The sequence below is a fragment of the Pseudomonas spirodelae genome (assembly GCF_034653255.1).
GTDB lineage: Bacteria > Pseudomonadota > Gammaproteobacteria > Pseudomonadales > Pseudomonadaceae > Aquipseudomonas > Aquipseudomonas spirodelae.
Genome location: NZ_JAYEET010000035.1, coordinates 118,306 through 137,264, shown reverse-complemented (window position 1 = coordinate 137,264; position 18,959 = coordinate 118,306). Strand labels below are relative to the sequence as shown.

Below are 18,959 nucleotides of genomic sequence, written 5' to 3'. Positions count from 1 at the left end.
ATTATGGCCACCTCACCCCGCTGCGCCGCCTCATCCGCTTCCTGTTCGTCAGGCCAGCATTTTGCCTCGGGCTTCCTTCAGATTCGCAGTCGCCCGCGACACCCTTGCCTTCAGCTAACACTTCCCCTTGCCGGGTGTGTAGAGGACTTTCACCTCCAAGTCGCCAGGCTCACCACCACAGTGAACCCGACAGCGCCAGTCACGGCGCTACGCGCCATGCCTGGCGCACCACAAAAAAGGACGTCCGTGGACGCCCTTAGATGTATGTTTGGTGGAACCGGGGGGATTTGAACCCCCGTCCGCCAGTGTTCCGCTTTCGGTACTACATGCTTAGCCGTGTCTACTGAGTTAATCCGCAGCCGCCCGACGGGCAGGGTGCTTTGGACGAGTTGTGTAAGTTTTAGCCGCTTTGTCCACAACGTACTACGCGGCGATCCTGTTCTGCATGACAATCACTTCAGGTTTACAGGCATCCCCTAGTGATCGCTGGAGCCGAAGCTACCAGAAGGACTAGTCGCGCCGCTTACGCAGCGAGAGCGTAGCCCTCGTAGTTTTCGTCATTGGCAACTATAAAAGTTGCAACAGTGGATTTACGACTTCTGTTACCAAGTCGGCATGCACCTAGAGTTTCACTACCGGCGTCGAATCCTAATCGGTCCCGAAAATTGTGTTGCTGGTACTAGGACGAGAGTCTACGCCAAAGGTTCCGCAGCGTCGACCCGGTAATTGCCGGGCGGACGTCGGCGTATTTGCCGGCTATGATTGCCGCCTGTAGATCCGCTTTGTCTTTTGGATGAGACTCCCGTATGCCGCGCGCTTCACGTTACCCCTTGCGTCAGTGGATTTGGCGCGCTTTTGTGCAGAGTGCGCTGATCCCATTGATTTTGGTTGAGTCGGTGCTGATCGGGGTGTATCTGTTCAGCAATGCGGCGATTCGCGATGCGCAGATCGAGCATTTGCAGCAGAACGCCCTCGATGATTTGTCAGCGGCAGTGGTGCGCGAGGTGCAGGTGATCGATGGTCGTCTGCGTTCGGTTGAGGCGCAGGTGCAGATCTTTCGTGATGCCGCCGCCAATGCCTTGGGGAACCTGGCGTTTCAGCCTGATGCGCTGGAGCGCCAGCGCCATGCATTGACGGCTAGCGGGGTGTTTTACAGCCGCAGTGATGATGGCCGTGCGGCCTCCTTCTATGCCAACAGTACGCCGCTGGCCCAGCAGGATCACGCGAAGGCATTGCGCTTGGCGCAGCTCGACCCGTTGATGCGCTCGATTCGGGCGGCCAACCCGCGAGTGGCTTCGGCCTATTTCAATACCTGGGACAGCTATAACCGCATCTATCCGTTCTTTATGACGCCCGAGCAGTATCCCCATGACATGGTGATACCCGATTACAACTTCTATTATCTGGCCGACGCCACGCACAACCCTGAGCGCAAGGTGGCGTGGACCGAGGTGTACCTCGACCCCGCGGGTATGGGCTGGATGATGTCGGCAGTAGCACCGGTGTATCGCGGTGATTTCCTCGAAGGCGTGGTGGGCCTAGATATCACGGTTGGGCAGATGCTCGGCGAGATCGATGACCTGGATGTGCCCTGGCAAGGTTATGCCATGTTGGTCAGCCGTGATCACAACATCATGGCCTTGCCGAGTGCCGGCGAAACGGATTTTGGCCTGCGTGAGTTGACGGAATATTCCTATGCCGAAGCGGTGCGCCGTGAGGTGCTTAAACCCGAGGATTTCAACCTCGCCAAACGTACGGAGATGCAGTCACTGTTGCAGGCCATGGCAGCCGGGCAGGGAAATGTGCAGGAAGTGCTGCTGGGCGGTCGTAAGCAACTGATCGCCTGGAGTGAGATCCCCCAGACCGGTTGGCAACTGCTGTTAGTGGTTGATGAAGAACAAATCTTTAGCGAGACCAATCGACTGGCCGAGCGTTACTTGCAGATTGGTTATCTGCTGATTGCAGGTTTGGCGCTGTTCTACCTGCTGTTTTTTGCCCTGATGTGGCTGCGCTCGCGGCGTTTGAGTGAGCAGTTGGTGCAGCCGATTGATGGCATTGTCGGAATGATGCGTGAGTTGGGCCGAGGCAACTACCAGCCAGCGGCGCCCAGCAGCCAGATCGACGAGCTGGCGAGCATGGCGGCGGCGGTGCAGCACACGGGTGAGCAATTGCAGGCCAGTGAGGTGCAGCGTGTGGAAGCGCAGCGGATTCTCCAGTTGGTGCTGGAAAGCACCACAGAGAGCCTCTGGGAAGTTGAAACGGAAAGCATGAGCATCAGCCTCAGCGACCGTTTCCTTAAACGCTTTGGTCTGGCTCATCGGGAAATGAGCTTCAGCGAGTTTAATCAACGTGTACACCCCGATGACCTGGAGCGCATTCGTCACTTGCGCCAGCTATTTGTCAGCAGTGCAGAGGACGATGTCGAAGCAGAGTACCGCTATGCCGATGCTCGCGGCGATTACGTCTGGTTGCTCAGTCGCGGTAAGGTGCTGGAACGTGACAGTGAGGGGCGGGCGCTGCGCTTAGCCGGTACCTATGTCGATATCAGCCGGCTCAAGCAGGTGCAGGAAGACTTGCGCAGCGCGAGCATCGATGCGCAGGCGGCGAGTCAGGCCAAGAGTCGGTTTTTGTCGAGCATGAGCCATGAGCTGCGTACGCCGCTCAATGCGATTTACGGCTTTGGTCAGCTGATCGAACTAGAGGTGCAAGACAAGCCTGAGGCCACGCTAGAAGCCGATTACGCCCGTGAGATCGTCAATGCCAGCCGTCACCTGGCTTCATTGGTCGACGATATTCTCGACCTTTCAAGCATCGAGAGCCGCCAGCAGCAACTCAAACTGCAGCCGGTAGAAGTCGGCGCGCTGCTGCATGGCTGCGCCGAGCTGGTGCAGCCACAAGTGCAGCAGCGCCAACTGCAGTTACGGGTGCTGGCAGAAATCGATGCGGGCCTGTACGTGCAGGCGGATATGCGTCGGCTGCGTCAGGTGATGCTCAACCTGCTCTCCAATGCGATCAAATACACCCCCCCGCAAGGGCTGATTCACATGGGCTATGAGTTACGCTCGGGCTGCGTACGGCTTTGGGTTGAGGATAACGGTGCCGGGCTTACCGCTGAGCAGCAGGCCAATCTGTTTCAGCCTTTTCAGCGTTTGGGCCGAGAGAACTCGAACATTCCTGGCGCCGGAATCGGTTTGGTGTTGTGCCTCGAGCTGGCCACGTTAATGGCCGGCGAGATGGGCTTTAGCAGCAGTGCGGGCATAGGCAGCCGTTTCTGGATTGACCTGCCGGGCGCAGCGGTTCCGCCGGAGCAGGATGCCGTGAGTATTGAAACGCTGTTTACGCCACCTAAGTAGCTGGCGTGCTGTGCAAGGTGTAAAGCCCGTTGGTTTGATGACTCGGGCTATTCGCTGGCATCAAGCAATTGCAGGGCTTCACCCAATACCTTGACGGACTGGCTGTGATTACCGGCTTTGTGCAGGGCTTCGCCTTCGCTGCGCAGTTGCTGCACCTGTGCAAGTACAGTGGCATCGCTGGGCGGGTTGGTTTTCAGCAGCTCATCAATCTTGGCCATGTCTGCTGGGCAGTGCATGGCCCAGAGTGAGGTGCTGAGTAATGCGGTGGCAAAAAAAGCGACTAAACGGCGCATGGTGATGCTCCAGCAGCGGGGTTGGGCTTTCAGTATAGAAAGCCCATGCCGGCTGACTGTGCCGTTGGTCTGCTTGGTGTTTAGGCCCTGGCGCTGCTGACCCGGTCGAGCAGATAGACCAGCCCGTGATAATCGATGCCGCCATGCTGGCTCAGGCCGATTTCGCAGGTGCGACTGGTGCTGATGCCTTCTTCGCAGTACTGCACGGCGGATTTCAGGCTGCGCAGGGCGTGATCGTTCAGCTCCGGGGTGGTAAAGCCTTTGTCGCCGGCAAAGCCGCAGCAGTGGATACCTTCGGGAATGACGACCTCTGTGGTGCAGCGCCGCACGATATCGATCAAGCCCTGCGCTTCACCCAAGTGCTGAGTACTGCAGGTGACATGCACGGCCACCGGTTTTTCCTGCGCGGTGATGTCTAAGCGGTCGAGCAACTGCTCGCGGATAAACTTCACTGGGTCATGCAGCTTGAGTCGGCTGTCCAGGCCATCTTCAAGCAGGCGCAGGGTGCACGGGCTGGTGTCACAGTAAATCGGATCAAGGCCGCCACGGCTGGCTTTGAGCAGGGCGTCGATCAGTTCCTGTTTTTTGCGCTCGGCCTGCTCGCTGTAGCCTTTGGAGGCAAACGGCTGGCCGCAGCACAGGCTGTCCAGGTCCGCCGGGAACACCACCTGGAAACCACCTTTTTCCAGCAGCGCGCGGGTTTTGTCGAGCAGTGGCATTTGCTCGGCATCGGTGGCTGCCGGGCCCATGGCGCGGGATACGCATGCGGCCAGGTAAACCACTCGCGGGCGCGCGTCTTCGATGGCCGCCGGCAGTTGCAAGCGCTGCAGCGGTTGCGGCATGGCTGGGGTCCATTGCGGCACGCGACCCTGGCTGGCTCTGCTGATAGCGGCCGAGGTGCGGCTGAGCAGCGGTGCGCCCATCAACAGGCGTGCGCCGTTGGCGATATGCAGCATGACGCGTGCGCCCTGCATGGTGCGGTGGAAGTTGTTCGCCAGCCAGTCGGCGCTGCGTTGCTTGTTGGCGTCACGGCCGCGCAACTGGCGCACCAGATCGCCGGTGTTGATCCCCACCGGGCAGCGCTGGGCGCATAGCCCGGTGGCCGCACAGGTGTCGATGCCCTGGTACTGATAGGCCGCTTCCAGTTCGCGGGTATCGACCCCAGCGCGCTGTTTCGCCTGGATGTCGCGCCAGATCACGATGCGCTGGCGCGGGCTCAGGGTCAGCCCCTTGGAGGGGCAGACCGGCTCGCAGAAGCCGCATTCGATGCACTTATCGACGATTTCATCGGCGGCCGGCAGTGGTTTGAGGTGTTTCAGGTGAATCTGAGGGTCATCCGACAGCACCACATCCGGGTTAAGGATGCCTTGCGGGTCGAGCAGGCGCTTGATTTGCCACATCAGCTGATAGGCCTCACTGCCCCATTCCAGCTCGACGAAGGGCGCCATATTACGCCCGGTGCCGTGTTCGGCTTTCAACGAACCGCCGAACTCCACAGCCACCAGCTGCGCGACATCTTGCATAAAGGCTTCGTAGCGGGCCTTCTCCACCTCGCTGTCAAAACCCTGGGTAAACACGAAGTGCAGGTTGCCTTCCAGGGCATGACCGAAAATGATCGCCTCGTCGTAGCCGTGTTTATCGAACAGCACGAGCAGGCGATTGACGCCTTCGGCGAGCTGTTCGATGGGGAAGGTCACATCTTCGATGATCACCGTGGTGCCGGTCTGGCGCACCGCGCCGACGGCGGGGAAGGTGTCCTTGCGGATCTTCCACAGCAGGTTGTAAACGGCCGGGTCTTCGCTGAAATCCACCTGCTTTTCCAGGGGGAAGTCGGCGATGGACGCCATGATCAGTTGCAGCTGTTCGTGCAGCAGGCTCTGGCTGGCCGCGCGCGATTCGATCAACAGGGCGCAGGCGCTGTTGGACAGGCCCTTGACCCATTCCGGCATGCCGGGTTTGTCCTGCACTGAGCGCAGGCTGCGGCGGTCGAGCAGCTCCACGGCAGATACCGGCTGTTGCTTGAGCACGGTCACCGCGCGGCAGCAGCTTTCTACATCGGGGAACACCAACAGGGCACTGGCCTTGTGCGGATGATCGGGCACGGTGTTGTAGGTCACCGCACTGATAAAGCCCAGGGTGCCTTCGGAACCGACCATCAAGTGGCTGAGGATATCCAGTGGCTGATCGAAATCGACCAGGGCGTTGAGCGACAGCCCGGTGGTATTTTTCAGCCGGTACTTGTGGCGAATTTTCGCGGCCAGGGCGCTGTTGGCGCGGGTCTGTTTGCCCAGTTCGGCCAGTTGCGCGAGCAGGTCGGCGTGGCTGGCGAAAAAGCGCGCGACGCTGAGTGGGTCTTCGCTGTCCAGCACCGTGCCATCGGCCAGTACCAGGCGGATGCCCGCCAGGGTGTGGTAAGTATTCTGCGCGGTGCCGCAGCACATGCCACTGGCGTTGTTGGCGACGATGCCGCCGATTTTGCAGGCGTTGATCGACGCTGGATCGGGGCCGATTTTACGCTGGAAAGGCGCGAGAACGGCATTCGCCTGGGCACCGATAACGCCGGGTTGCAGGCGAATCTGCGTGCCTTCGCCACGGATCTCCCGACCGTTCCAGTTATCCCCCAAAACGATCAGCAGTGAGTCACTGATCGCTTGGCCGGACAAGCTAGTGCCGGCGGCGCGGAAGGTCACGGGCACTTTGTGCATGCCGGCCAGCTTGAGCAGCTCGACCACCTCCCGCTCCGCCTCGACGCGCACCACCAGCTTGGGGATCAGCCGGTAGAAGCTGGCATCGGTGCCGAAGGCCAGGGTCGACAGCGGATCATCGAAGCGCCGTTCGGCGGGAATCAGCTGTTGAACCTCGGTCAGGAAAGTCGCGGGCAGGCTCATGGGCACTCCGGAAATGGTCGGTTGGTGAGGCGCTACGTATGTGCCGGGTCGGTTGGGCGTAGCACATCGGGGCTGATGACGATGCGGGGGCGCCGTCACCCACCGCGCGGCAGGTAGTCCACCGTCGGTGGGTGACCGGGCACACAAGCCGCTGCGAGCGTTTAAGTACGCTCGCGCACCTGGTTAGTGGCCCAGTTCGCGCACCAGGGAGTCGGCGCTGATCTCGCTGATCGATTTGGCCCCGGTCAACACCATGGCCACGCGCATTTCTTTTTCAATCAAGTCCAGCAGGTTGCTTACGCCTGCCTGGCCGGCAACAGCCAGGGCGTAAATAAAGGCGCGACCGAGCAGCACCGTGTCGGCGCCCAGGGCAATCATGCGCACTACATCTAGGCCGGTGCGGATGCCGGAGTCGGCGAGAATCGCCAAGTCGCCTTTGACGGCATCGGCAATCGCCGGCATCGCGCGGGCGCTCGACAACACGCCATCCAGCTGACGACCACCGTGGTTGGAAACGACAATGCCGTCTGCCCCGAAGCTCACAGCGTCCTTGGCATCCTGCGGGTCGAGAATGCCTTTGATGACCATTGGGCCGTCCCAGAACTCACGAATCCACTCCAGGTCTTTCCAAGAGATCGACGGGTCGAAGTTGTTACCCAGCCAGCCGATGTAGTCCGCCAAACCAGTGGGGTTGCCGCGGTAGGTGGAGATATTGCCCAGATCATGCGGCTTGCCCATCAGGCCAACATCCCAGGCCCATTGCGGATGGGTCACGGCTTGCAGCATGCGCCGTAGCGGTGCATTCGGGCCGCTCATGCCGGAATGGGCATCGCGGTAGCGCGCGCCGGGCACGGGCATGTCCACAGTGAACACCAGGGTGGTCACGCCGGCAGCCTTGGCGCGTTCCAGGGCGTTTTTCATAAAGCCGCGGTCTTTCAGCACATACAGCTGGAACCACATCGGCCGGCTAATGGCCGGTGCGACTTCTTCAATTGGGCACACCGAAACGGTGGACAGGGTAAAGGGAATACCCTTGGCCGCTGCGGCCTTGGCGGCCTGAACTTCACCGCGACGGGCGTACATGCCGGTCAGGCCAACCGGGGCCAGGGCCACGGGCATGCTCAGGGTTTCGTTGAACAGGCGGGTTTCCAGGCTCAGTTCCGACATGTTGCGCAGTACGCGCTGACGCAGGGCAATGTCCGCCAGGTCGGACACGTTGCGCTTGAGCGTGTGCTCGGCATACGCGCCGCCATCAAGGTAGTGAAACAGAAACGGCGGCAGCCGGCGTTGGGCGGCGGCGCGGTAGTCGGTGGAGGCAGAAATGATCATGGATTCACCCAGGTGGGAAAGGGTTTTTACAACGCCTAGGGCGCGCCGTATCGCGCGCCCTAGGCGGTTATCAGCCAGCTATCAGCGGGTCGCTGATGCCCAGTACATACACCGCGAACAGAGCAATCAGGCCGGTAAACAGTACGTAATACAGGGTAGGCCAGATCGTCTTGCGCAGGATGCTGCCTTCACGGCCCAGTAGGCCGACAGTTGCCGAGGCGGCGACCACGTTGTGGATGGCGACCATGTTGCCGGCGGCGGCACCGATGGCCTGTGCCGCAACAATTAGCGCGCTGGAGATGCCCAGGCTGCTGGCCACGCCGAACTGGAACTGGCTGAACATCATGTTGCTAACAGTGTTGGAGCCGGCAATAAACGCACCCAGCGCGCCGACACTCGGTGCCAGCAATGGGTAGACGCCGCCTACGCTGTCGGCGACCCAGCGCGCCATCAGGATCGGCATGCTCGACAGCTCAGCCGCATTAACCCCAGAGTTAATCAGGATGCGCACCATCGGCACGGTAAACAGCAACACAAAGCCGGCGCTGAGCAGTACCCCAGACGATTCTTTGACCGCCGAGCCGAGGGCGCGCAGCTTCATGCCATGCAGGAAGAACGTGGCGAGCACCACGGCCACCAGAATGCCGCCCGGCAGGTACAGCGGCTGGAAGTTGGCGCTGACACCAGTTTCACCCAGCAGGTCGGGGAAGTTCAGCATCACGCCTTTCAGAGCGGCGCTGACCTCGGGGAAGATTCGGCTGATTACCAGCAGTACGCCAACTAGCACGTAGGGCAGCCAGGCGCGCAGGGCACTCATCGGCTTGGCCGTCAGCTGGTCAAGTTTCATTTTTACGGTGCCCAGCCATTCAGCCGGCCATTTGTCCGCTGGGGCAAAATCCCAGGTGGTTTTTGGCAGTAGAAACCCCATGCGCGCGGCGCTGGTGACAATCGCCAGGCCAATCAAGCCGCCCGCGAGAGACGGGAATTCCGGGCCGAGGAATATGCCAGTCAGTGCATAAGGAATGGTGAACGAGAGGCCGGCAAAGAGGGCGAACGGCAAGACCGCAAAACCGGCCTTCCAGCTTTTCTCGGTGCCGAAGAAGCGCGTCAGCATCAGCACCATCACCAGCGGCATTACGGTGCCGACAATGGCGTGGACAATCGCCACTTCACTGGTGATCAGCTGCATGAACTGCGCCCAGGACGAACCCTGTTCAAGCAGTTGTGCGCCGATGGTGGCTGAGTCCAGGCCCGTATTGACCCCGACGATGATCGGCGTGCCCACCGCACCGAACGACACCGGTGTGCTTTGCACCAGCATGCCCATCAGCACCGCAGCCATGGCCGGGAAGCCGATGGCCACCAACAGCGGTGCAGCGATGGCAGCGGGCGTACCGAAGCCGGACGCGCCCTCAATAAAGCAGCCAAACAGCCAGGCAATGATGATCGCCTGAATACGTCGGTCCGGGCTGATGGTGGCGAAGCCCGCACGAATCGCGGTGATGCCGCCGGAGTGTTTAAGGGTGTTGAGCAGCAGGATCGCGCCGAAGATGATCCACAGCAAACCGAGGGTAATCAGCAGGCCCTGTAAGGTAGAGGCGAGGACGCGGTTGAAGCTCATGTCCCAGGCAAATAAGCCGACGCAAGCCGTCAGCAGGTAAACCAGCGGCATGGCGTGCTTGGCTGGCCAGCGTAAGCCAATCAGCAAAATGGCGGCCAGCAGAATAGGGGAGAAGGCAAGTAGAGCAAGAAGACCCGTCGACATGATGATCCCTCCTTAGCGCTGCGCGCTGCGCAAAAGTGAGTGCGGATGCAGCGTGACGGCAAGTGATAAGCGTGTAGCCAACATAGGAGGACCTCGATGGGTTCTTTGAATTGTTTTGGCCATATTGGTAAGACCAATTTACAAGCAAGCGCGGTCAGGGTAAAAGTGCAGGCTCAGACCTGTCAATCAGCCCGCTTACGACTTTAGTCATAAGCGGCTGTCTTGCGAGCCCGGTGAGCCAGTTATAGGCTTGCTTGCGGCGGGCCAAAAGCCCATGGCGAGTGGTCAAACCAGTGGAGTGCGGAATATGGACGTAGGGTCGGTGAGGCAGCGCCGTTTGTCGGACGATATCGTCAGCCAACTGGAAACGATGATCCTCGAAGGCACGCTCAAGGCGGGCGAGCGCCTGCCGGCGGAACGGGTGCTGGCTGAGCAGTTCGGCGTGTCGAGGCCGTCGCTGCGTGAGGCGATTCAAAAGCTCGCGGCCAAGGGTTTGTTGATCAGTCGACATGGCGGCGGCAATTTTGTTGCACAAACCCTGGGCTCGACGTTCAGTGACCCGCTGCTCCACCTGCTGGAGAGCAACCCCGAAGCGCAGCGCGACCTGCTTGAGTTTCGCCACACCCTGGAAGGTTCCTGCGCCTTTTATGCCGCCCAGCGTGCCACTGAACTGGATCGCCAACGCCTCAGTGAGGCCTTCGCGGCGCTGCAGGATTGCTACAAACGCAGCGGCAAGGTGACTCGCGCCGAAGAGGGTATCGCCGATGCCAGCTTCCATTTAGCGATTGCCGAAGCCAGCCATAACGCCGTGCTGCTGCACACCATTCGTGGGCTGTTCGACCTGCTCAAGCGTAACGTGGTGACCAACATCGGCGGCATGTACGCCCAGCGTGATGAAACCCGAGACATGCTGATCGAGCAGCACCGCGCGTTGTATCAGGCGATTATCGACGGGCGCGCCGAAGACGCGCGTGCACTGTCTAACCGGCATATCGACTATGTGCAGGAAGTGCTGTCTGACGTGCAGCAACAGGTGCGTCGCGAAGCGCGCGCCCTGCGCCGCGGTACAGGGGTAAAACGTTAGCGGTTTCTCGGCAGCCGTACGGCAACCTCTAGGCCGCCCAAGGGTGATTCGCCCAGGCTGATACTGCCGCGGTGCAGCTCTACCACGCGGCGTACGATAGACAACCCGAGGCCCGCACCCTGGCCGGCGCCGAGCCGGTAGAAGCGTTCGAAGAGTTTTTCCCGCTGCGCCTCTGCAACTCCAGGGCCGCTGTCCTGCACGCGCAGGATTATGGCGTCTGCCTGCGCGTCTAATTGCACCTGGATATGCCCGCCGTCAGGGGTGTATTGCACGGCATTGCTGACCAGGTTCTGCAGCAGCGTACCCAGGCTCGGGCCATCGGCGAGCAGGACATAATCGGCAGGCTCAATGGCGTCGAGGTTGAGCTCCTGGTGTCGCTCCAGGGCCAGCGGAATCAGCTCGGCCAGTTCGTTGCGCACATAGCCGAGCAGGTCCAGCTCACGCATGGCCAGTTGCACCACGTTGGGGTCCAGACGCGCCAGGGTCAGTAGTTGCGCCACCACGCGTGTGGCGCGTTCAACGCCGGCCCCTAGCTGGTGCAGGGCGTCGTTGCGGTCTTGTGGGTCGGGGGCATCCATGGCGTTTTGTGCATGAATGCGCAGCACCGCCAACGGGGTGCGCAGTTCATGGGCGGCATCGGCAATAAAGCGTTTTTCTTGATCCAGCAGCTGGTTGACCTGCATCAGCAAGCGGTTGAGCGCGGCGCCCATCGGCTCCAGCTCGATGGGCAAGGGCTCCAGAATTAGCGGTGCGAGGTTATCGGGGGCGCGCGATTTAATCAGTTCGGCCATGCGCTGCAATGGCCGCAAGCCCCAGCCAATCGCCAGCCACACCAGTAAGGCCAGCAGCGGCAGGCCGACCAGATCGGGCAGCAGGCTGCGCAGGGCAATTTTCGTCGCCAGTTCGCCGCGTACATCCTCGCGCTCGGCCACCAGAATCATGTGGTTGTCTTGGCTGTCGCGCAGCATAAACAAGCGCCAGTGATACCCATCCAAGGGCACGGTGTGATAACCGACCAGCTGTTCCGCCAGGCTCGACAGCGGTTCCGTATCGAGATGTTGGTGCGCATTGGCATCGTTTTCGTGGAAGTCTTCGACCATCTTGGCCAGTACCCCGGTGGGCGCGCTCGCCGACTGCAGAAGCATAACGCCCTGTTCGTCGAGGACTTGAAACGCCAGCTTGCCTTCGTAGTCATGGCCGGCGCGTATTTCTCCAGTGGCGCTGTTCTGGCGGCTCTGTAGGGCTTGATTTAGGGCGCTCTGCAGGCTTTCACGATCACTTTGCGACATATTCTGGCCAACCAAACCGGCCAGCAGGCGCGCGGTTTGCGCAAGCTGCGCGTCGAACAGCTCCTCGATTTCATGCTGGGCATCACGGTAGCTTTTATAGGAAATCAGGGTCATCGACAGGCTGAGTACGCCGAGTACCAACAGCAGCGTGCGCGCACGGATTGAACGCATCAGGCTTTATCCACTAAATAGCCAACCCCGCGCACGGTGCGGATCAGCTCGGGAAAGAATTTCTTGCGCAGGTGATGCACATGCACTTCCAGGGCATTGCTCTCCAGCTCTTCATCCCAGCCATAGAGCGCTTGCTGCAGCTTGTCGCGGGTCATCACCCGGCCCGGCTGGGCGAGCAGTTCATGCAGCAGGAGGAATTCCTTACGCGGCAGGTTGACCGCCTGGCCCTGATAGCTGACGGCCTGGCTGACCGGATCGAGGCTGATGCCACGATATTCCAGTGCCGGTTGCGGGCGGTTGAAGCTGCGCCGCAGCAAGGCGCGCAGACGGGCCTTGAGTTCGGCGACATCGAAGGGCTTGACCAGGTAATCATCGGCCCCGGCATCCAGCCCGGCGATACGGTCGCTGGTGGAATCGCGGGCGGTCAGTACCAGCACCGGCACCGGGTTGGCCGCCGCGCGCAGGTGTTTGAGCACTTGCAGGCCGTCCATGCGTGGCAGGCCGAGGTCGAGGATGGCCAACTCAAAACTCTCGCTGGTCAGCGCATGCAGTGCACTGCTGCCATCCTGTACCCAGTCGACGGTGTAGCCTTCGGGCTTGAGCGCGGTGCGAATCCCTTCGCCAAGGGCTTTGTCATCTTCGACCAGCAGAATACGCATGCAGCCACTTCCTGTTTTTTATTCAAATGTGCGTGCTGAGACTAACAGACCCTTGAAAAGCCTAGGCGAGGAAGTCGAGGCTGTTCTTAGCACCTGATCTGCTCCACAAGGGGCCGATCAGGTGGAGTTTAGCGACGTGTTACTTGAGCTCGGCGTTGACCTTGCTCAGTAGCGCCTGAATATCCTGTTTGCGGCCGGCATCGGCGGACAGGCGATTAGGGCGTGCAGGCGCTTGCAGGGCTTTTTCCAATGCTGCTTTGGCTTCGGCATAGCGCTTGGCGCGGGCCAGGTAATCGGCATAGAAGTAGTTGGGGTCGATGCCGTCCGGGTTGATGGCCAGGGCCTGCTTGAGCATGGCTTCGGCTTTTTCATCATCGCCAAAGCCGATTGGCCAGCCGGGCACTTGGTAATACAGGCTGCCGAGGCTGGTGTAGGCCGAGCCGGAAAGCGCTTTGGGGTCCAGGGCCAGGCCTTGTTCCAGGCTGGCTTTGGCTTCCTTGACCAAGCCGAGTGCGCCCAGGCCGCCCTTGGCACCCGCGTAGGTGCTGAGGATGATGCCGTTCCATATATGTAATTCAGCGGCGTCTGGCTCGGCGGCGACGGCTTTTTGCGCCTGCTCGCTGAGGCTGGCAAAGGCTTTTTCGCGCTGCTCTTTAGGCACCTGATAATTGATCTCGGCCCAGCGGTCTTGCAGGCTTTGCAGTTGCGTCTGACCTTGTTCGCTTAACGCGAAGGCGGGCAGGCTGGCGAAGCAGAGCAGGGCGCAGGCGGCGTTACGGATAGGGTTCATACAGGCTCCTTAGGGTTTGCTGCGGGCAAAACGCTGAATAATCGGTAGTTGCTTGCGCAGGGCCTGGTCGACCACTCGCGGCAGCAAGCTGTTGAGGCGTACGAAGAGTTTTTCCGGCCAGCCGAGGTAGCGTTCCTCTTCCTCGCGGCGGATGGCGGCCAGCAGTTGCAGGGCTACGCTGTGCGGGTCGTCCATGGCCACGTTCAACTCGTCATTCATGGCCACCACGTTAGCGGCGTTCATGCTGGTTTGCGTCGCACGTGGGGCGAAGTAGAGAACCTTCACCTGAGTGTCCGCCAGTTCACGGCGCAGGGCTTCGGAGAAGCCGCGCAGGGCGAACTTGCTGGCGCAATACGCGCTAAAGCCGGGGTAACCGATGGAGCCAAATGTCGAACCGAGATTGACCACCAGCGCGCGGCCTTGCTGGCGCAGCATGGGCAGCAGGCGGTGGGTCAGTTGCAGCGTAGCGGTGACATTGAGGCCGATCAGATCAGCGATGGCCGTTTCATCATGCTGCTCGAGCAAGCCGAAGTGATTGACCCCGGCAGCGTTGATCAGCGTGTTGATGCCGCCGAAGCGCTGCGCGGCAGCGACTACGGCTTCACGGCCGCTGCGTTCACGGATGTCGGCCTGCACCACTTGGACCTTGCTTGTGTGCGCATTTGCCAGCATTTGTAAGGCGTCGGTTTGGCGGCAGACTAGTAGCAGTTGCGCGCCTTCTTCCAGCAAGGCTGCGACCAACGCCTGGCCGATCCCGCCGCTGGCACCGGTAATCACGGCGCGGCATTCGGAAAGTTTCATCAAACCTCCTATGCGCTCAGTGGCAGGCTGCGGAACATGTCGCCATACAGGCGATAGACCACTTTGGCGGTGTGCACCGCCGCCGCCTTGTCATCATCGTTGTCCAACTGGTTCATCAGCGTTTTGAAGAATTCGATGTGATCCAGGTCGAGGCTGCCGTGGGAACTCAGGTAGCTGAAGGCCTTGTTCGGCAGTTGCAGTTTGTCCTGAATCACGCCGGCCACTTGTGTGGCCAGGGCGATGCTGGTGCCTTCTAGCACATTGACCATGCCGAAGAAGCTCACCGGGTTATGCCGGGCGATGCGGTCGTAGACGTAGCTGACCATCAGTTCGGTTGACATATGCGGCAGGCCGTTGCGCACGGCTTCTTTGTCTGCACCACAGGCGGCGATGTCATTCAGAACCCATTCCTGGTGGCCTTTTTCTTCGTCGATGTACTCGGCAATGGCCTCGCGCAGCCACTCCAGGCGCTCCGGCAGGCGCGAGCCGCAGGCCATCAGTAAGGGCACGGTGTGTTTGACGTGGTGATAGGCCTCGGTGAGAAAGGCGATGTAGCTGTTCAGGCTGACGGTGCCGGCCATGGCCTGGGCAATGATCGGAGCGCTGAGCAGGTAGTTGCGTTCAGCACTGGTTTGTTCGAGTAGGGACTCATAGAAGCTCATCAAGCATCTCCATAGCAGGTTTGGTCGGCCATCAACTCTTCGATGGCGCTCTGGTAGTGGGAAAACAGGGCATTACGGCGCAGCCGGCCATTACTGGTCGCCAGCTCGTTGCTGCTGCTGAAAGGGTGCTCGGCGCGCAGCCAGTGGTGCACGCGGGCGTAGTCAGGCAGTGATTGGTTGGCGGTAGCCACGGCTTCGGCCAGTTGGCTGTCGCTGGTCGTCTCGAAGCGCGGCACCAGTACGGCGACGTTGCCGGGTAGGGCTTCGCCGTGCAGCCAGGCTTGGGCAATGGGCAGTTGTTGCACCAACTCGGCCTCGACCCACTCTGGGTTGACGTTGCGGCCAAAGGCGGTGATGAACTGGTGTTTCTTACGCCCGTGCAGCACCAGAAAAGGCCCCTCGAAATGGCCGAGGTCACCGGTGCCCAGCCATTCTTCAGCGGTTACCGGTTCACCCAGATAACCCAGCAGACGCGGGCCTTTGACCTGCACTTCCTGGTCGGCGCCGAGGCGTACCTGTACATGTGGCAAGGGTTGGCCAACGGTGCCGATACGGCGCTGCTCAGGGGTGTTCAGGCAGACCACCGACGCACACTCCGAGAGGCCATAGCCCTCGAAGATCGGCAAGCCAAGGGCGTCGGCACGTTGCAGCAGTTGGCTGGACACGCGACCGCCGCCGACTGCAATAAAACGCAGTGAGTCCGGTACGGGCAGACCGCGTTCGGCGGCGCTGACCAGCGCCAATAGCAGCTGCGGTAGCAGGATCAGGCTGTTGGGTTGCGCCTGACCCAGGGCCGTCAGAAAGCGCGGCAGGTCAAATTGGCTGGCGCCCAGCAGGCCGACTTGCGCCATAGGCATCAACTCGATTTGCGCGCCGGCCAGCAGGGGGGCGTAAATGCCGGCGATATTCTCCAGCAGGGTGGCCAGCGGCAGTACGCAGAGGTGGCGTTCAACCTGACAACTGGCGCTGGCCTTCACCAGGCTCTGGGCCACGGCCAGTTGTGTCGCCACATCCAGGCACACACCTTTGGGCTGACCGGTGGTGCCAGAGGTGTAAGTGATCTTGCAGGTGCCGACGGGTAATTCGCTGACCACCGCGCGCGGCCGTTGCAGCACACCGACTGCGCTCGCTGTTGCACTCGCACTGAAACCCAGCGCGCTGTATAGCGTATTGTCCGGGCCGATCAGGCAGTCGATGCTGGCACTGTCGAGTACATGCACCTGCTGATTGGTGGAGAAGAAGCCCGGTACGGGCACGCAGACCAGCCCGGCATGCAGGGTGGCCAAGTCCCAGAGTACCCAGTCAATGCCGTTATCCAGCGCCAGGGCAATGCGTCGGGCGCCGAGCTGTTGCAGGTGTTGGCTGCGGACTTCGATCTCGGCCAATAGCTGGGCATAACTCAGGCTTCGGCTGCCTTCACGCAAGGCGATGGCGTCACCGAGGGCGGCCATGTGCTCGAAAAGTGGTTTAGCGGCAGGCCACATCGGGCATGTCCTCCAGGGCATAAAAGGCTTGGTGGGCCAGGCGTGGGTAGGCGCCCAGCTGCAACAGGCGCTGGTGCCCGGCATAGATGTCACCGGCCATCACTTGCGGCTGGTTGTCGTAATAGGTGCCCCAGTCGGCCTGTTCGTCGCCCAGACAGTCAGGGTTGGCCGGGCCCAGCGCTACGGGGGTCAGGCCCAAGCGTTGGAAACTGTTGAGCAGGGCTAGGGTGCCGGTGAAGGTCACCCAGCGGTAACCCAGCGCCACCAGCAGGTCGGTCAGCGCCACAATCAGCAGGCGGGCGGCGCCGGGGCTGCCCGCAGCCAGGTTGCCAACTTCCACCAGTTGCGTGCGCTGCGGTGCATTGGCCACTTTCTTGGTGGCAATCACCTGCTCTGCCGGTTGCTGCAGATAACGCTCAAGGAACAACGGGCCAGCGCCGGCACTGCGCAAACCCACGGCGCCGAGCAGTTGTCCGCTGCTGTCTTCCAGGCTCAGCAGGCAGGGCATGAAATGACGGATGCGCGCCTGATGCTGAGCCGCGAAACGCTCGCCGATAAAGGCTTCAATGCCCGCCCGGCGCGGGCTTTGGCTGTTGGCCAGGTAGAGACTGAGCGGTTGCTCACGGCCGATCTGTGCAAGTGCAGTATCTTGATACACCCAAGGCAGCTCCATAAACGGAACCTCATCTGAGAACCTGGGTGTGAGTCTCTGCCCGCAGTCTTAACGCTAAATTAAGGCGATAAATATTCTGCGCAGGCGGCTAAGGGCATTTCATTGCTTGCACTGCAGCCACTCCAGCCCATAGCCTGCGAAGGCTGCCTGTGGCGTGACCACCGGCTCGATTTGCCCTGACATTTAACGCCAAACGCTCGGAGATAGTTATGCCCCCTATGGATACTGAGCAACAACTGGCGGCCCGTCTGGCCATCCTGGAAAACCCTGAAGCGCAGGACTGCACGGTATACCGCGCGGATGATCAGGACCCGGAAGCCGAGGAAGTGGATTTGGGTGATGCCAAGGTGCTGTTCTGCGGCCCGTTTGAGGCGCCCGCTGATTGGGATGCGGCAGAGCGTGAAGAGTATTTCGGCGACAGCGCGCCTGAGCTGTTCGTCAATGCGCGCATCGAGTGCGAAGCCAAGCCCGGTTCCAAGAGCCATTTTACTGTGGATATCGGTGACTACGTGGCCGCTCAGCCCGGCCTTGGCGAAGTGGTAATGTTTTACGTGCACGACTACTTGGAAGACGACAGCGGCTGCACCTATGTGCTGCTGCGTGATGAGGAAGTGCTGGAGTAACACCCGCCCAGACGCTGAGCTGCTTTAGGTGGCTCAGCGTTTTTTAGCCGCCGTCGGTCCAAGATGTGCCCTGTAGTACCGGGTTATTACCCACGCCGGGCAGATCGGGACAACACTCTGTGCTTCTCAACCGATATAAGGAAGCAAGCACATGGCCGCGAAAAAGATTCTCATGCTGGTCGGCGACTACGTTGAAGACTACGAAGTGATGGTGCCGTTTCAGGCGCTGCTGATGGTCGGTCATCAGGTGCATGCCGTGTGCCCAGACAAGACCGCCGGGCAGAGCGTACGCACCGCCATCCACGATTTTGAAGGCGAGCAGACCTACAGCGAAAAGCCGGGGCATAACTTCGCCCTGAATTTCGACTTCGCCCAAGTTAAAGCTGAAGACTACGATGCCTTGGTCATTCCGGGCGGCCGTGCGCCGGAGTACCTGCGTTTGAATCCTCAGGTTATCGCGCTGGTGCAAGCCTTCGATAAGGCCGGTAAGCCGATTGCAGCGGTTTGCCACGGTGCGCAGTTACTGGCAGCGGCCGGTGTGTTGAAAGGCCGCGAATGCAGTGCTTATCCAGCCTGTGGCCCGGACGTGACAATGGCCGGTGGGCAGTACATCGACATTGCAGTGGATCAGGCCCATGTACAGGGCAATCTGGTCACCGCGCCAGCCTGGCCTGCGCACCCGAACTGGTTAGCCGCGTTCCTGAACGTGCTGGGCACCCAGATCACGCTATAAACTCAATGCCGCACCTGGGGCCTGGATGGCCCCAGCATCCAATGAGGGGAGCTGCCATGTGCGAGCTTTACGTTAAAGCCGACCCAATTCTCTATGAGTCCCGCGCCCGTTCATTGCGCATACGAGGCGTGGTGACCACCCTGCGCCTGGAGAACCAGTTCTGGGACATTCTGCGTGAGATCGCCGAAGTCGATGGCATGACCACCAATCAACTGATTGCCAAGCTGTATGACGAAGTTATGGACTACCGCGGCGAAGTGGTGAATTTCGCCTCGTTCCTGCGCGTTAGCTGCACCCGTTACCTCAGCCAGCGGCGTGCGCCGGCCGAGCTGAGTGTGGTGCGCTCGATCAGTCAGTAGCGG

The 18,959-nt window shown here is 60.7% G+C and carries 16 protein-coding genes and 1 other RNA gene; 5 read left to right on the top strand and 12 right to left on the bottom strand.

The features are described from left to right. Window positions 1-269: 269 nt before the first annotated feature. Window positions 270-660: a transfer-messenger RNA gene (gene ssrA, locus SOP97_RS10795) on the bottom strand. A 146-nt stretch (window positions 661-806) separates the two neighbouring features. Between ssrA and SOP97_RS10790 the strand changes: the two genes are divergently transcribed. Continuing rightward, entirely contained in the window at window positions 807-3,353 is a 2,547-nt protein-coding gene (locus SOP97_RS10790) for a sensor histidine kinase (RefSeq protein WP_322949204.1), read from the top strand. A gap of 47 nt (window positions 3,354-3,400) precedes the next feature. Here the strand turns inward: SOP97_RS10790 and SOP97_RS10785 are convergent, their stop codons facing one another. The 4 genes from SOP97_RS10785 to SOP97_RS10770 all read right to left on the bottom strand — a co-directional run bounded on the left by SOP97_RS10785 (window position 3,401) and on the right by SOP97_RS10770 (window position 9,628). Then, window positions 3,401-3,646 carry a hypothetical protein gene (locus SOP97_RS10785; RefSeq protein ID WP_274086276.1) on the bottom strand — a complete coding sequence of 82 codons (246 nt, stop codon included), beginning with the start codon at window positions 3,644-3,646 and terminating at the stop codon, window positions 3,401-3,403. An 80-nt stretch (window positions 3,647-3,726) separates the two neighbouring features. Beyond that, window positions 3,727-6,534, bottom strand: a complete 2,808-nt coding sequence (locus tag SOP97_RS10780) for an FAD-binding and (Fe-S)-binding domain-containing protein (RefSeq protein ID WP_274086275.1) — start codon at window positions 6,532-6,534, stop codon at window positions 3,727-3,729. Window positions 6,535-6,717: 183 nt separating this feature from the next. Then, entirely contained in the window at window positions 6,718-7,863 is a 1,146-nt protein-coding gene (lldD, locus tag SOP97_RS10775; RefSeq protein WP_274086274.1) for an FMN-dependent L-lactate dehydrogenase LldD, read from the bottom strand. Between the two features lie 70 nt (window positions 7,864-7,933). Further along, window positions 7,934-9,628, bottom strand: coding sequence for an L-lactate permease (locus SOP97_RS10770; RefSeq protein ID WP_322949203.1), 1,695 nt, complete (start codon window positions 9,626-9,628; stop codon window positions 7,934-7,936). A gap of 307 nt (window positions 9,629-9,935) precedes the next feature. Between SOP97_RS10770 and SOP97_RS10765 the strand changes: the two genes are divergently transcribed. Then, window positions 9,936-10,712 carry an FCD domain-containing protein gene (locus tag SOP97_RS10765; protein WP_274086272.1) on the top strand — a complete coding sequence of 259 codons (777 nt, stop codon included), beginning with the start codon at window positions 9,936-9,938 and terminating at the stop codon, window positions 10,710-10,712. Here the strand turns inward: SOP97_RS10765 and SOP97_RS10760 are convergent. The 7 genes from SOP97_RS10760 to SOP97_RS10730 all read right to left on the bottom strand — a co-directional run bounded on the left by SOP97_RS10760 (window position 10,709) and on the right by SOP97_RS10730 (window position 17,241). Continuing rightward, complete coding sequence (locus SOP97_RS10760) at window positions 10,709-12,172, bottom strand: ATP-binding protein (protein ID WP_322949202.1); 1,464 nt, start codon at window positions 12,170-12,172, stop codon at window positions 10,709-10,711. The genes SOP97_RS10765 and SOP97_RS10760 overlap by 4 nt on opposite strands. Next, window positions 12,172-12,831, bottom strand: coding sequence for a response regulator (locus SOP97_RS10755; RefSeq protein ID WP_274086270.1), 660 nt, complete (start codon window positions 12,829-12,831; stop codon window positions 12,172-12,174). The genes SOP97_RS10760 and SOP97_RS10755 overlap by 1 nt, the downstream gene beginning before the upstream one ends. 139 nt (window positions 12,832-12,970) lie before the next feature. Next, window positions 12,971-13,621, bottom strand: a complete 651-nt coding sequence (locus tag SOP97_RS10750; RefSeq protein WP_274086269.1) for a TRAP transporter TatT component family protein — start codon at window positions 13,619-13,621, stop codon at window positions 12,971-12,973. A 9-nt stretch (window positions 13,622-13,630) separates the two neighbouring features. Next, complete coding sequence (locus SOP97_RS10745) at window positions 13,631-14,422, bottom strand: SDR family oxidoreductase (RefSeq protein ID WP_274086268.1); 792 nt, start codon at window positions 14,420-14,422, stop codon at window positions 13,631-13,633. Between the two features lie 8 nt (window positions 14,423-14,430). Continuing rightward, a complete protein-coding gene (locus SOP97_RS10740; protein WP_274086267.1) occupies window positions 14,431-15,084 on the bottom strand; it encodes a TenA family transcriptional regulator in 654 nt (217 codons plus the stop codon). After that, the gene (locus SOP97_RS10735) at window positions 15,084-16,568 is read right to left on the bottom strand and encodes an AMP-binding protein (RefSeq protein WP_322949201.1); all 1,485 of its coding nucleotides are present in this window, start codon (window positions 16,566-16,568) and stop codon (window positions 15,084-15,086) included. Before SOP97_RS10735 ends, SOP97_RS10740 begins: the two co-directional genes overlap by 1 nt. After that, a complete protein-coding gene (locus SOP97_RS10730) occupies window positions 16,552-17,241 on the bottom strand; it encodes a thermostable hemolysin (RefSeq protein ID WP_274086265.1) in 690 nt (229 codons plus the stop codon). The genes SOP97_RS10735 and SOP97_RS10730 overlap by 17 nt, the downstream gene beginning before the upstream one ends. A gap of 209 nt (window positions 17,242-17,450) precedes the next feature. Here SOP97_RS10730 and SOP97_RS10725 point away from each other — a divergent pair, with 209 nt between their 5' ends. From SOP97_RS10725 to SOP97_RS10715, 3 genes are all read left to right on the top strand, one after another. Continuing rightward, a complete protein-coding gene (locus tag SOP97_RS10725; protein ID WP_274086264.1) occupies window positions 17,451-17,864 on the top strand; it encodes a hypothetical protein in 414 nt (137 codons plus the stop codon). 151 nt (window positions 17,865-18,015) lie between these two features. Further along, window positions 18,016-18,597: a DJ-1/PfpI family protein gene (locus SOP97_RS10720; protein ID WP_274086263.1), complete on the top strand. Its 582-nt coding sequence runs from the start codon at window positions 18,016-18,018 to the stop codon at window positions 18,595-18,597. A 56-nt stretch (window positions 18,598-18,653) separates the two neighbouring features. Further along, window positions 18,654-18,956, top strand: a complete 303-nt coding sequence (locus tag SOP97_RS10715) for a ribbon-helix-helix domain-containing protein (RefSeq protein ID WP_274086262.1) — start codon at window positions 18,654-18,656, stop codon at window positions 18,954-18,956. Window positions 18,957-18,959 lie beyond the last annotated feature (3 nt).